The sequence below is a fragment of the Shinella sp. genome, assembly GCF_052438155.1.
GTDB lineage: Bacteria > Pseudomonadota > Alphaproteobacteria > Rhizobiales > Rhizobiaceae > Shinella.
Genome location: NZ_JBQVPI010000019.1, coordinates 1 through 13,907, shown reverse-complemented (window position 1 = coordinate 13,907; position 13,907 = coordinate 1). Strand labels below are relative to the sequence as shown.

Sequence of the window (13,907 nt, the reverse complement as noted above, 5' to 3'; positions counted from 1 at the left end):
CGTGTCAGTCGACGAAGACTTCGCGGCGCAGCATTTCCCAGCTGTCCTTGTCCGGCGCGACCAGCAGGCCGCCCTCGACATGGTGCGGCTTGTAGGCCGAGCCGTCGAAGCGTGCGGCATAGGCACCGGCTTCCTGCGCGATCAGCGTGCCGGCGAGATGATCCCAGGGCATCAGCTTGTTGTACATCAGGTAGTGCAGGTGGCCGCCGGCGAAGGTGCGGTATTCATGCGCGGCGCAACGGTAGTTCGAGACGAAGGCGACCTGCGCGAGGTTCGCCAGGATGCGGGCGCGGCGGTCACGATCAAGGAAGCTGGTGGAGGCCATGCCGGTCATCGCTTCGAGCGGGGCTGCACCGCGCGCCTTGAGCCTGACGGCCGGGCGGTGATCGCCGGTCTGCCAGGCGCCACCGCCCTTTTCCGCCATCACGAAATCATCGCCCATCGGGTCGTAGATGATGCCGCCGACAGTCTCGCCGCCGGAAACAATCGCCGCCATGACGCCGAACAGCGGCACGCCGGAGGCGAAGTTGAACGTACCGTCGATCGGATCGACGACGATAGCGAGATCGGCATCCGCCAGCTTCGGCAACAAAGCCGGATCGGCCGCGACCGATTCTTCACCGACGAACAGCACGCCCGGGAACTGCGCCGCCACTTCCTTCTTGATGAAGCGTTCCGCCGCCTCGTCTGCTTCCGTCACCAGGTCGTTGGCGTCGGCCTTGGTGCGGATGTCGCTCTTGGCGAGCGCGCGAAAGCGCGGGCGGATTTCGGCTTCGGCCGCCTGTGCAAGCACAAGCGCCAGGGCATTGATGTCAATCGTCGTCGTCATTGGGCCTTACCGTTTCGAGGGAGGAGAAATCGAAAAGCTTCGGGTCGAGAAGATGGGACGGATTGGTGTGGCCGAGCGCGCGCAGCATGGTGTCCTTGCGGCCCGGCATGCGCGTTTCGATATCCGCCAGCATCGCCTTCATCGCATTGCGCTGGAGGCCGTCCTGCGAGCCGCAGAGATCGCAGGGGATGATCGGGAACTGCATGGCGCTCGCGAATTTTGCAAGATCGTCCTCCGCCGCATAGGCAAGCGGACGCAGCAGCATCAGGTCGCCTTCGTCATTCAGCAGCTTCGGCGGCATGGTGGCCAACCGCCCGCCATGGAAGAAGTTCATGAAGAAGGTTTCGAGAATATCCTCCCGGTGATGACCGAGCACCAGCGCATCACAGCCCTCCTCCCGGGCGATGCGATAGAGATTGCCGCGCCGCAGACGCGAACACAGCGAACAATAGGTCGCCCCTGCCGGCACCTTCTCCTTCACGATGGAATAGGTGTCGCGATATTCGATACGGTGTTTGGCGCCGATCGATTTCAGGTACCCCGGCAGGATGTGTTTTGGGAAGTTCGGCTGGCCCTGGTCGAGATTGCAGGCAATCAGCTCGACCGGCAGCAGGCCGCGCCATTGCAGGTCCATCAAAAGCGCAAGCAGCCCGTAGCTGTCCTTGCCGCCGGAGACGCCGACGAGCCAGCGCTTCTGGCCCTTCAGCATGCCGAAATCGTCCATCGCCTGCCGGACCTGCCGGAGCAGGCGCTTGCGCAGCTTGTTGAACGACACGCTGGAAGGCGCATCCGTAAAAAGCGGGTGGCGGCCGTTGTCCGGCGTGTCGTCGTCGATTTCAGCGAGGGCCAGGGTCATGGGCCTGCAATGCCCCGAACCGGCCGCACAATCAAGCCCCGAAGACCGACCATCCGGTGCGGGCCGCCAGCATTTCCAGCGCCAGCGAACCGAGAAGCGAGTTGCCGTTGTCGTTGAGGCCCGGTGACCAGACCGCGACCGAGGCTTTTCCAGGCGCCACGGCCAGAATGCCGCCGCCGACGCCGCTCTTGCCCGGCAGACCGACGCGGTAGGCGAAATCGCCCGAACCGTCATAGTGGCCGCAGGTCAGCATCAGCGCGTTGATACGCCGCGCCCGCATATGCGAGACGACGCGGTGGCCGGTGAGCGGATTGGTGCCGCTATTGGCGAGGAACAGCCCCGCCTTGGCAAGCTGCCGGCAGCTCAACGCCAGCGCGCATTGGTGGAAATAGACGCCAAGCACCAGTTCGGCGGCATGATCGAGCTTGCCGAAGGAGCGCATGAAATTGGCGAGTGCGAAATTGCGGAAGCCCGTCGCCTGCTCGGAGCGCGCCACGGCCTGGTCGATGATGATGTCCTCTTCATCGGCCAGGTAGCGCAGGAAGCGCACGATCTCGCCGATCGCCTCCTTCGGCGTGTGGCCTGCGAGCACGAGGTCGGTGATGGCAATCGCGCCCGCATTGATGAAGGGATTGCGCGGAATGCCGCCTTCCTGCTCGAGCTGGACGATGGAGTTGAAAGCAGAGCCGGACGGCTCGCGTCCCACACGCTTCCAGATTGCCTCGCCGTGTTTGCCGAGCGCCAGCGTCAGCGTGAAAACCTTGGAAATGCTTTGGATGGAGAAAGGCTCTTCCGCATCGCCGACCAGGTGCACGTCACCATCGACCGTCACCACCGCCATGCCGAATTTTTGGGGATCGACATGGGCAAGCTGCGGAATGTAGTTCGCCACCCTGCCCTCACCGCGCCGGGGCGAAAGGTTTGCGTGGATGTCTTCGATGATAGCCTGAAGATCCATAAGCTGTTCCCCAAAGAAAAAGCCGCCAATCTCTTGGCGGCTTTTCCAGATTGCGCAAGGCGTCGTCGCGATTAACGCGAGTAGAATTCGACGACCAGATGCGGTTCCATGATGACGGCGTACGGCACGTCGGCGAGAACCGGGATGCGAACGAAGGTCGCGACCATCTTGTTGTGATCGACTTCGACGTAGTCCGGGACGTCGCGTTCAGCGAGGCCAACGGATTCAAGAACCGTGACGAGCTGCTTGGACTTTTCCTTGACTTCGATGACGTCGCCCGGCTTGCAACGGTAGGAACCGATGTTGACGCGGACGCCGTTGACCTTGACGTGGCCGTGGTTAACGAACTGACGGGCAGCGAAGACCGTCGGAACGAACTTGGCGCGGTAGACGATCGCGTCGAGGCGCGATTCGAGCAGACCGATCAGGTTTTCCGGGGTGTCACCCTTGCGGCGTTCAGCTTCAGCGAAGATCGCGCGGAACTGCTTCTCGCGGATATCGCCATAGTAGCCCTTCAGCTTCTGCTTGGCGCGGAGCTGAACACCGAAGTCCGAAAGCTTGGACTTGCGGCGCTGGCCGTGCTGGCCCGGGCCGTATTCGCGGCGGTTGACCGGGGACTTCGGACGGCCCCAGATGTTTTCGCCCATACGGCGGTCGATTTTGTACTTGGATGCAGCGCGCTTGCTCATCGCATTTCCTTTTAGTCTTGTTGTGGCCTGCCCGTTGCCGGACTGGCTGAAGGAAACACGCCCTCCTCTGAACCTTTCGGGTTCCGACAGGCTTCTCACGATCGCGACCGGAGAATCCACGGGACATGTCAATGAAACACCGGACATTTCTGCCCGGCGTTGGCGGGGTCACTATGATCATTTTACAATTTTGTCAACGAGCCGCGGCGGAAAAACCGCCTATTCCGCCGCATCGCGGTGGGAATCAACAAGATCCGGCCCATTGGCGTCACCCGGCAGCGTCTCGCAGCCGAGATCCGGGAAGGCAACGATTCGGTGGCCGGCGAGATCGCTGTGCACGACGACCAGCCCCTGCTCCTCGAAATAGCCGAGCAGACGCCGCGCGCGGCGCGCGGAGTGGGTGCCGTAGGCGCGTGCGATCCGCGCATCCGACGGGCAGGCAAGGCCACGCACGGCCGTCTGCGCCACGAGCAGGAACACGCCCTGCAAATCCTCGGAGACGCTGCGGGAAAGATCGAGCGCCTTGCCCCAGATCTCCGTTGCCGCCGTTTCGGCATCGACGCCGGAGCGCGCGACCGCCATCTTGCGGCGGAAGGCCGGAAGCGACAGCGGCGCGCCGGGCACGCGGCGGATGCGGCAGCGCACGAGGAAATCCTGGAACAGTTCGGCATCCGCCCGGAAAGCCGCATCGGGATTGCCGAGGATTTCGGCGAGAACCTGGTCAAGCAGGCCGTCGCGCTCTTCGGCGGAAATTTCAGGCGCAGGCGCCCTCGCTTCCGTCTGCACCGGCTCCGGCCGGGCGCGGGAGAGTTCGGCGAGGATATCCGTCGTCGGGCGCGGCGCGGGTGGCGCGCGACGCACGAACGGGCGGGAGAATTCGTCCGGATCGGGCGTGAAGATCAGGTCTTCGACATCGGGCAGTGCGTCTGGCAGCGGCATCAGCTTAGGGCTGGTCGAGCGGGCAGACGTCTCGACAGCGCCGATCGTCACCGGCAGCGGACGGCGCGACAGAGCCGGGCCGAGCGCCACGAAGGCGCCGCGCGGCAGGTCGCGGAACATTTCCGCCTGCCGGCGATCAAGCCCGAGCAAATCGGCGGCGCGCGCCATGTCGATATCGAGAAAGGTGCGGCCCATCAGGAAGTTCGAGGCCTCCGCCGCGACGTTCTTGGCGAGTTTTGCCAGACGCTGCGTGGCGATGACGCCGGCAAGGCCGCGTTTTCGGCCGCGGCACATCAGGTTGGTCATCGCGCCGAGCGAGAGTTTTCGTGCTTCTTCAGAAACTTCGCCGCCAGAGGCTGGCGCAAAAAGCTGCGCCTCGTCGACGACGACGAGCACCGGATACCAGAAATCCCGGTCCGCATCGAACAGCGCATTGAGGAAGATGCCGGCGGCGCGCATCTGCTCGTCGGCTTCGAGGCCTTCGAGCGAAAGCACACAGGAGACGCGGTGCTGACGAATGCGATTGGCGATACCGACAAGTTCGGCTTCCGTGCGCTCGCCATCGACGACCACATGGCCGAATCGGTCGGACAGCGTCACGAAGTCACCCTCGGGATCGATTATGACCTGTTGTACCCATTGCGCGGATTGTTCGAGCAGGCGTCGCAGAAGATGCGACTTTCCCGAGCCCGAATTGCCCTGCACCAGCAGGCGCGTCGCCAGCAGTTCCTCGATATCGAGCTTGGCCGGTGCGCCACCCTGCACCGTTCCCATGTCGATGCCGACCTTCATGCCGTTCCTCGTTCCTGAAATTTGTGATTCGCCCGGCCGCCACCGGGCAATCGGAGAGCCCTAACACGAAATCCGCGCCCGTCACGACCCGCTTTGGAAAAACCCACAGGGAAAGCCGCGTCAGACGACGCGCAGGCCAAAGCCTTGCATCAGGCGCCGCGTCGAAAAATCCGGGTTGCGCGAGGTGAAGACGGCGATGTCCTCGCCAGGCGCAAGCGTCTCCAGCGGCGGCACGAGCCGGCGGGCCTGGCGGGCGATGGCCTCTGCCGGGTCGAGCCAATCGACCGGCCAGGGCGCGAGTTTGCGAAAGAGGTTCGCCATGAAGGGATAATGCGTGCAGGCGAGCACGACGATATCCGTCTTGCGGCCATTCTCATCGGCAAAGCAGGGGATGATCTCGGCGCGCACCGCCTCATCCGACAGCGTTTCGCCGCGAATATAGGCCTCGGCCATCGGCGCAAGGCGCTCCGAGCCGACGAGCCGCACGTCGCACTGGCTGGCGAAGGACTGGATGAGATCGCGCGTATAGGCGCGCTTGACCGTGCCGGGCGTCGCGAGCACGGAGACAAGGCCGGAGCGGGTTCGCTCTGCGGCGGGCTTGATGGCGGGCACAGTGCCGACAAAGGCCATGTCGGGGAAGGCAGCGCGCAGATCGGCCCCGACCAGCGTGAATGCCGTGTTGCAGGCGATGACGCAGATTTCCGGGTCATGCTCGGCAAGCAGTTTCCGGAAGAGTTCGATGACATGTGCCTTCAGCGCCGGTTCTTCCCAGGGACCGTAGGGAAATGCGGCATCATCGGCGACATAGATGAAATGCCGCTCCGGCATCAGCACGCGGGCTTCGCGCAGCACGGTGAGGCCACCGATGCCGCTGTCGAACATGAGAACCGGTTTTGCGCTATTGTTCGTCACGAGGCACCTTGGGCCGGCGGTTGCGAGTGCGGTTCGGATCGACCGCGCCGCGGGGCGATTCGCGGGTGAAACGATCGAGGCAGGAAACGATGCCGCGCAAAACCTGGATCTCCGTGCCGGTAAAGGAGGGACGCGTCAGAATGGCGCGCAGGTTCTCCACCAGTTTGGGCTTTTTTTCGGCAGGGCGGAAATAACCACGCGCATCGAGCGTCTCTTCCACATGGTCGAAGAGACCCTGCAGCTCTTCCTTCTTGGCCGGCCGCTGCGACAACGCGTGGAACGGTGTGCTCTCGACGGAGGCGAGACCGCTTTTCATCCACTCGTAGCTCATGAGAAGAACGGCTTGGGCTAGGTTCAAGGAGGCGAAAGCGGGGTTGACCGGGAAGGTCACCAACTCGTCGGCGAGCGCGATTTCCTCGTTGGTGAGGCCGGTGCGTTCGCGACCGAAGAGGATGCCGGTTTTTTCGCCCGCGCGGAAACGCACGCGCAGGTCATCGGCGGCAACGACCGGCGAGCGGACTTCCTTGTAGCCGTAGCGATCGCGCGCCGTCGTCGCATAGACGAATTCGAGGTCGGCAACGGCCTCCTCCAACGAGGGATAGACCTTTGCCGCCTCGATGACGTGATCGGCCTTGCTGGCGGCGGAGATCGCCTTCTCGCTCGGCCAGCCATCGCGTGGATTGACGAGGCGCAGTTCCGCCAGGCCGAAATTCGCCATGGCGCGCGCCACCATGCCGATATTCTCGCCGAGTTGCGGATGAACGAGGATGATCGCCGGTCCTTCGGCGATCAGCGTGCGTTCGCTGTTCGTGCCTGCCATGCTCATAATTCCCTAGAAAGAAGGGGCCTCACTGGCATAAACGGCCGAAAATGAAAAGCGGAAGTCATTTATTCCGGTGATTCCGCAGCACTGCCGTTTCCGCCATTGGCGCCTTCCTGCGCGATTTCCAGCAGTTCCTTCTTCAAGGAAGCACCGTCATCGAAGCTCGGGCGCTCGATATCGTCGATCACCGCGCGGCCATCCTCCTCGACCAGCTTGAGGACGAGTTTTTCCGGCTGCCAGTCGGCGGCGCGTTCGCCAAAACAATGGCTGTTGTCGAAGGTTACGGTGACGTCTTCCGCGCCTGCCGTCGGCTGGCCTTCGGTGGTCGTCACGTCCTTCAGTGCGCAGCCGTCCTGGCCACCGATGATCGGGTCATAGTCGAACGGCGAACCGCCATCCTCATAGGCCGGGTATTTTGCCGCCTCGCGGTACTTTGCCACGAAATCCTTGCTGTAGAGGCGCTTTAGAAAATCCTCGCTGAAATAGTCGGTATAGGGCGGCGGCGTATCGGTTTCGGTGCCCATGTCCTGCCAGTTGGCGGTGGCCGCGGACAGGATTTCCGCGACCGGCGCCTTGAAATCGGCGGCCTGAACCGAAACCGGAAGCAGAAGGGCGAGCGCAACGAGACCGAAACGCGACATGGCATTCTCCATTGGATGACGACAGGTCCGGACGGGCCTGCGAGCGGACCTTCCTGCAACGCAATTTTGGCGAAACTTATTCTTCCGCAGTGCGAAAATAAACCGCCTCCGCCTATGGTTGGCTTTGCCTTCCGGGTCGTGAGTGCTATAGGGCCAAACGGTTCTTTCAAGTCCACGATCCGGGGCGCCCAGCCCCTACAAAACACGAGGCTCTCCATGGCAAAGATCAAGGTCGCCAACCCCGTCGTCGAACTCGATGGCGACGAGATGACGCGCATCATCTGGCAGTTCATCAAGGACAAGCTGATCCATCCCTACCTGGACGTCGACCTCGAATATTACGACCTCGGCATGGAAAACCGCGACGCCACCGACGACCAGGTGACGATCGACGCCGCCAACGCCATCAAGAAGCACGGCGTCGGCGTCAAGTGCGCCACCATCACGCCGGATGAAGCCCGCGTCGAGGAATTCAAGCTGAAGAAGATGTGGAAGTCGCCGAACGGCACGATCCGCAACATCCTCGGCGGCGTCATCTTCCGCGAGCCGATCATCTGCAAGAACGTGCCGCGCCTCGTTCCCGGCTGGACCAAGCCGATCATCGTCGGCCGCCACGCCTTCGGCGACCAGTACCGCGCCACCGATTTCAAGTTCCCCGGCAAGGGCAAGCTGACGATGAAGTTCGTCGGCGAGGACGGCAAGGAAATCGAATACGACGTGTTCGACGCCCCGTCCGCCGGTGTCGCCATGGGCATGTACAACCTCGACGATTCGATCACCGAATTCGCCCGCGCCTCGCTGAACTACGGCCTGCAGCGCAAGGTGCCGGTGTACCTGTCGACCAAGAACACCATCCTGAAAGTCTATGACGGCCGCTTCAAGGACATCTTCCAGCAGGTCTTCGACGCCGAATTCGCCGACAAGTTCAAGGAAGCCAAGATCTGGTACGAACACCGCCTGATCGACGACATGGTCGCTTCCGCGCTGAAGTGGTCCGGCGGTTACGTCTGGGCCTGCAAGAACTATGACGGCGACGTGCAGTCCGACATCGTGGCACAGGGCTTCGGCTCGCTCGGCCTGATGACCTCGGTTCTGATGACGCCGGATGGCCAGACGGTGGAAGCCGAAGCCGCGCACGGCACGGTGACGCGCCACTACCGCCAGCACCAGAAGGGCGAGGAGACCTCGACCAACTCGATCGCCTCGATCTTCGCCTGGACGCGTGGCCTTGCCCACCGCGCCAAGCTGGACGGCAATACGGAACTCGCAAAGTTCTCCGACACGCTGGAGCGCGTCTGCGTCGAAACCGTCGAATCCGGCTTCATGACCAAGGACCTCGCTCTGCTCATCGGTCCCGACCAGCCGTGGCTCTCCACCACTGGCTTCCTCGACAAGATCGACGAAAACCTCAAGAAGGCCATGGCGGCCTAAGCCACAAAAACCCTTGGAAAGCCCGGCCTTCGCGCCGGGCTTTTTCTTTGCCGCACTCTTGCGGCACTGGCGCCCTGCCTTATCTTCCCCCTCGCTACATGCAGAGGAGGACAGCATGGCCGAGGACCTCATTTTCTACGCCAACCCGATGTCGCGGGCGCGCATTGCCCGCTGGATGCTGGAGGAGGTCGGCGCGCCCTACCGCACGGAGTGGCTGACCTTCGACGGGACGATGAAATCGCCGGAGTTTCTCGCGATCAACCCGATGGGCAAGGTGCCAACCATCCGGCACGGCAAGACCGTCGTCAGCGAAGCCGCCGCGATCTGCGCCTATCTGGCCGACGCCTTCCCCGACGCAGGCCTTGCGCCACCAAACGACAAGCGCGGCGACTATTACCGTTGGATGTTCTTCGCCGCCGGGCCGCTGGAAATGGCGGTATCGCTCAAGGCCTTCGCCTTGAATGTACCGAAGGAGCGCGAGCGCAGCATCGGTTGCGGCAGCTACGAATCGGTGATGGATGCCCTCTCCTTCGCCGTGACGCAGCATCCCTACATCACCGGCGAAACCTTCACCGCCGCCGACGTCTATGTCGGCGCGCATATCAGCTGGGGCCTGCAATTCGGCACGCTGGAGGCCCGGCCGGAATTCCAGGCCTATTGGGACCGCCTCAAGGACCGACCGGCCAGCAAGCGTGCAACCGCCATCGACGATGAAGAGATGCATCGCCAGCTTGCGGCGGCGAAGGGCTGAAGACAAACCTCTCCTCCGTCATGGTCGGGCTTGATCCGACCATCCCCGTCGCGGACGTGGCGTGGATCCTCGGGTCAAGCCCGAGGATGACGTTTGGGGTTGGCGAGGGGCTGGCTCAACAACAGGTTTTTGAGCCAGCCCCTCGCCCGTCCCGTTGTATTCAGGTCGCCGGCTGAAGTGGCAGGTAGATTTCCGTCAACAGCTCGTTCGGCGGCACGTCGCGCGGGTTGTTCAGGTAGGCTTCGAACATCACCTCGTCGCGGATCGAGCGGCCGGAGCCCGGCAGCCAGGTGGCATAGAGCCAGCGATAGGCCGCCCCCATATCGGCATAAGGCCCCTTGTGACGCAGCACGGCATAGTCGCCGCCCGCCAGCGTGCGCCGCACGAGCGGCGCTTCGGCCGGGACATCCCCGTCTGCCGTCACGCAGGCAAAGGAGCGGAGCTTGTCTTCCGCGACCAGATCGGGATCATCGAGAAATACGCCGATCATGCGCATGTCGGGGCGAAAAATGTTGCGGGAAAAAAGCGCGCCGTAGAGCGCTTCGAAAGCCTTGCCGATGCCCATATAGGAACCGGTATGCGGGACACCGAGCAGTGGCTGTTCGGGCATGGTGCGGATGGTAACGTCGTACATATGGGGCGACTCCTTGCCGTTTTCGGGTTCGAAGGCGCGATGCGGCCCCTCTTTCCGGTAGCGCGCCGGCGGCATGCCATAGGCGGCCGCGAAGGTGCGCGTGAAGGATTGCAGGTTGGGGTAGCCCCATCGCGCGGCGATGTCCCGAACGGAGCGGTCGCTGCGCACCAGATCGCCGGCCGCGCGGTGCAGACGCAGCCGGCGCACGGTCGCCGCCAGCGTTTCGTTGTGCACGGCCCGGTAGACGCGGTGCCAGTGATGGGCGGAAAGGCAGGCGATTTCCGACAGCCGGTCGAGGTCCAGATCCTCTTCCAGATGTTCGTAGATGTAGGCAGAGACGCGCAGCAGGCGCTTCTCGTAGGTGGCCCAGATCACATTCTCGCTCATGCCGTTGCCTCTCTCGTCGGGACGCATTCAATCAAGCATGAGGCGATTTCACAAATCCTGCGCTTCTGCGGCGGCCTGCAATTTTCGCACGGCCTCGTCGTCCATCATAACAAAGACGGGCAAAAGATGCTGTGCCGGGTCATTGTGCCGTGGCGAAAATCGCCACCTGGCAGCCAGTTTGTTAGCCGGCTATCGATGCATTGAAGGCCGGTGCGGCATCCGGCACGCGCATGCGCTCGGCAATATCGGCGAGCCCCTCGGACGGCGTCCATCGCATCACGCAGTTTCGGCCGGCCTCCTTTGCCGCATAGAGCGCGTTGTCCGCTGCCGACTGCAGGCGGTCGAAATCCGCGCCGAAAGCGGCGACATCCGCAAGGCCGATGCTGACGGAAACGCCGATCTCGCGCCCTTCGTGGGCAATCGACATGGCGGCAACCTCGCAGCGAAGCCTCTCGGCAAAATCCGCCGCCTGGTCGATATCGTGCCTGGGCGCAAACAGCGCGAACTCCTCGCCGCCGAAACGGCAGAACAGCATGCCGTCTTCCAGCCAGGACGAGACGCGCGCGGAAAAATGCTTGAGCACCGCATCGCCCGCGACATGTCCATGGGTGTCGTTGATCGCCTTGAACCGATCGAGATCGAAGATCATCAACGTGCCCTGCCCGCCGCGGGCGAGATGGGCCTGTACATCCTCCAGGAACGAGCCGCGGTTGGCGATGCCTGTCAGGGTATCGGTGCGCGAGGCCTGGCGATAAAGCGCCTCGCCACGCTCCTTGATGAGCACCAGCATGGCGACCGCGGACAGGATGGTATGGGCGAAGAGTTCCAGGGAAAAGAGCGCGAACCAGGCCGAATAGGCTGTTCCATGGCCAAGCTCCGCCGGCGCGGCAATGGCCATGGGAATACGCAGCGAATAGATGATGCCGTGCGTCACGAAGAAAAAGGCGGCGATCGAGCGGGTCGGCAGCCGCTCATGTCGACGCCCCGCCCAGATATCCAGGCCCATCCAGATGGAATAGACGGCGATGATGATCGACGTCAGGATGACACGATTGTTGACGTCATCCGCCACCGGCCGCAGGAGCAGGTAAGCCCCGCACCACAGAACCGGCCCCGCAAGCACCACCGACAGATAGAGCGGACGACGATCGAAGACGCGAAAGCCCGCCCACATGAACGCATAGCTAAAGGCGGCCAGCGCGTTGCCGAGACCGACGGTGATGAGGGGAAAGCCGATGGGACGCAGTGCGAAGAGAATCGTGCAAAGCGAGCCGACCCACATGGCCAGGCACCAGTATCCCGCTGCGGCGTGGCGGCGGTCGGTGAGCCAGACCTGAAGCATGAAAATCCCGACGACCATCGTCGACAGGAACGTGCAGATCATCAAGGTCGATATGCTGACGAATTCTTCAATCAAAACACTGAACTCCGCGCGCGGGGATGCTAGGCGGAAACCCTGAAGACTTCGCAAACAAAACGGCGGGCCTGAGCCCGCCGTCGTATCGATACAGCCATGGATACCGGTGGATCAGCCGGCGATGGCCGCGGCAACCGCCTCGATGGCGTCAGTGGCCTTCGTACCATCCGGGCCACCAGCCTGCGCCATGTCGGGACGCCCGCCGCCGCCCTTGCCGCCGAGCGCTTCAGAGGCGCGGCGCACCAGATCCACGGCACTGAAACGACCTGTCAGGTCGTCCGTGACGGCGACAACGGCGCTTGCCTTGCCATCCGCCGAGACACCGACGAAGGTAACGACGCCGGAACCGAGGCTCTTCTTGCCCTCGTCCGCCAGGCTCTTCAGGTCCTTCGGCTCGACGCCAGTGACGACCTTGCCGAGATATTTTGTGCCCGAGACATCCCGCACGCCGTCATCACCGCCGGCAGGACCGCTGGAGAGGGCCAGCTTCTTCTTCGCTTCGGTCAGTTCGCGTTCCAGCTTGCGGCGTTCGTCCACCAGCGCCTCGACGCGGGCGAGCACTTCGCTCGGCTGAGCCTTGAGCACTGTCGCAAGCGTCTTCACGCGTTCGTCCTGTTCGGCGAGATAGGCGCGTGCCGCCTCACCCGTCAGCGCTTCCAGACGACGCACGCCGGAGCCGACGGCGCTTTCGGAAACGATGCGCACGAGGCCGATCTCGCCGGTCGCGGCCACATGCGTGCCACCACAGAGCTCCACGGAATAGGCGCGGTTGGCCTTGGCGCCGTGAAGGCCGCTGCCCATCGAGACGACGCGGACTTCATCGCCATACTTCTCGCCGAAGAGCGCCATGGCGCCCTCCGCGATCGCGTCATCCACCGTCATGAGACGCGTGGTGACCGGGGAATTCTGCACGATGATTTCGTTTGCCATGTCCTCGACGATACGCAGCTCCTCCGCCGACATCGGCTTGGGATGTGAGACGTCGAAGCGCAGGCGCTCGGGCGCGACCTGCGAGCCCTTCTGGGCGACGTGGGTCCCGAGCACTTCGCGTAGCGCCTCATGCAGCAGGTGCGTCGCCGAATGGTTGGCGCGAAGGCGCGAGCGACGGGCGTGATCGACCGTCAGCGCGACCGCATCACCGACCTTCAGCGTGCCCTCGGCAACGGTGGCGATGTGAACGAAGACACCCTCGCCCTTGCGCTGCGTGTCCGACACGGCGAGCTTGGCGGTGTCGGAGGAAATGATGCCGGTATCGCCCATCTGGCCGCCGGATTCACCGTAGAACGGCGTCTGGTTGGTGACGATCTGCACCTCGTCGCCCACGGAGGCGGCTTCGACCGACTTGCCGTCGCGCACGATCGCCTGGACGACGCCTTCGGCCGTCTCGGTGTCGTAGCCTAAAAATTCGGTCGCGCCGAACTTTTCCTTGATCTCGAACCAGATGGTTTCGGTCGCCTTGTCACCGGAGCCGGCCCAGTGCGAACGGGCCTCGGCCTTCTGGCGCTCCATCGCATCGGTGAAGCCGGACAGATCGACGTTGATTTCGCGGGCGCGCAGCGCATCCTGCGTCAGGTCGAGCGGGAAACCGTAGGTGTCGTAGAGCTTGAAGGCGGTTTCGCCGTCCAGCATGTCGCCCTTGCCCAGCGTGTTGGTCGCGTCGGACAGCAGGCTCAGGCCACGTTCCAGCGTGGTGCGGAAACGGGTTTCTTCCAGCTTCAGCGTCTCGGAAATCAGCGCTTCGGCGCGCTGCAGTTCCGGATAGGCGCGGCCCATCTCGCCGACCAGCGTCGGCAGCAGCTTCCACATCAGCGGATCCCTGGCGCCGAGAAGCTGCGCATGGCGCATGGC

The 13,907-nt window shown here is 63.4% G+C and carries 13 protein-coding genes; 2 read left to right on the top strand and 11 right to left on the bottom strand.

Annotation, left to right across the window (positions count from 1 at the left end):
* Positions 1-4: 4 nt before the first annotated feature.
* The 8 genes from ACT6VE_RS25295 to ACT6VE_RS25260 form a co-directional block, all read right to left on the bottom strand.
* Positions 5-829 carry an inositol monophosphatase family protein gene (locus ACT6VE_RS25295; protein WP_444801104.1) on the bottom strand — a complete coding sequence of 275 codons (825 nt, stop codon included), beginning with the start codon at positions 827-829 and terminating at the stop codon, positions 5-7.
* Positions 813-1,685: a tRNA 2-thiocytidine(32) synthetase TtcA gene (gene ttcA / locus ACT6VE_RS25290; RefSeq protein WP_444801103.1), complete on the bottom strand. Its 873-nt coding sequence runs from the start codon at positions 1,683-1,685 to the stop codon at positions 813-815. The genes ACT6VE_RS25295 and ttcA overlap by 17 nt, the downstream gene beginning before the upstream one ends.
* A gap of 31 nt (positions 1,686-1,716) precedes the next feature.
* Positions 1,717-2,643, bottom strand: a complete 927-nt coding sequence (locus ACT6VE_RS25285) for a glutaminase (RefSeq protein WP_444801102.1) — start codon at positions 2,641-2,643, stop codon at positions 1,717-1,719.
* Positions 2,644-2,714: 71 nt separating this feature from the next.
* Complete coding sequence (gene rpsD, locus ACT6VE_RS25280; RefSeq protein ID WP_444801101.1) at positions 2,715-3,332, bottom strand: 30S ribosomal protein S4; 618 nt, start codon at positions 3,330-3,332, stop codon at positions 2,715-2,717.
* Positions 3,333-3,551: 219 nt separating this feature from the next.
* The gene (locus tag ACT6VE_RS25275) at positions 3,552-5,063 is read right to left on the bottom strand and encodes a helicase HerA domain-containing protein (RefSeq protein WP_444801100.1); all 1,512 of its coding nucleotides are present in this window, start codon (positions 5,061-5,063) and stop codon (positions 3,552-3,554) included.
* Positions 5,064-5,183: 120 nt separating this feature from the next.
* Entirely contained in the window at positions 5,184-5,945 is a 762-nt protein-coding gene (gene murI, locus ACT6VE_RS25270; protein ID WP_444801189.1) for a glutamate racemase, read from the bottom strand.
* 16 nt (positions 5,946-5,961) lie between these two features.
* On the bottom strand, positions 5,962-6,795 hold the full coding sequence (locus ACT6VE_RS25265) for an RNA methyltransferase (RefSeq protein WP_444801099.1): 834 nt from the start codon (positions 6,793-6,795) through the stop codon (positions 5,962-5,964).
* 68 nt (positions 6,796-6,863) lie between these two features.
* A complete protein-coding gene (locus ACT6VE_RS25260; protein ID WP_444801098.1) occupies positions 6,864-7,439 on the bottom strand; it encodes a hypothetical protein in 576 nt (191 codons plus the stop codon).
* Positions 7,440-7,655: 216 nt separating this feature from the next.
* Here ACT6VE_RS25260 and ACT6VE_RS25255 point away from each other — a divergent pair, with 216 nt between their 5' ends.
* Positions 7,656-8,870, top strand: coding sequence for an NADP-dependent isocitrate dehydrogenase (locus ACT6VE_RS25255; RefSeq protein WP_069058979.1), 1,215 nt, complete (start codon positions 7,656-7,658; stop codon positions 8,868-8,870).
* Between the two features lie 115 nt (positions 8,871-8,985).
* Positions 8,986-9,621 (top strand): glutathione S-transferase family protein, encoded by a 636-nt coding sequence (locus ACT6VE_RS25250; RefSeq protein ID WP_444801097.1) that lies wholly within the window; start codon positions 8,986-8,988, stop codon positions 9,619-9,621.
* Between the two features lie 160 nt (positions 9,622-9,781).
* Here the strand turns inward: ACT6VE_RS25250 and ACT6VE_RS25245 are convergent, their stop codons facing one another.
* From ACT6VE_RS25245 to alaS, 3 genes are all read right to left on the bottom strand, one after another.
* Positions 9,782-10,642 carry an AraC family transcriptional regulator gene (locus tag ACT6VE_RS25245; RefSeq protein WP_444801096.1) on the bottom strand — a complete coding sequence of 287 codons (861 nt, stop codon included), beginning with the start codon at positions 10,640-10,642 and terminating at the stop codon, positions 9,782-9,784.
* Positions 10,643-10,823: 181 nt separating this feature from the next.
* Positions 10,824-12,059, bottom strand: a complete 1,236-nt coding sequence (locus ACT6VE_RS25240) for a GGDEF domain-containing protein (protein ID WP_444801095.1) — start codon at positions 12,057-12,059, stop codon at positions 10,824-10,826.
* Between the two features lie 111 nt (positions 12,060-12,170).
* Positions 12,171-13,907, bottom strand: a 1,737-nt coding sequence (gene alaS / locus ACT6VE_RS25235; protein ID WP_444801094.1) for an alanine--tRNA ligase, incomplete at its 5' end; no start/stop codon positions are given.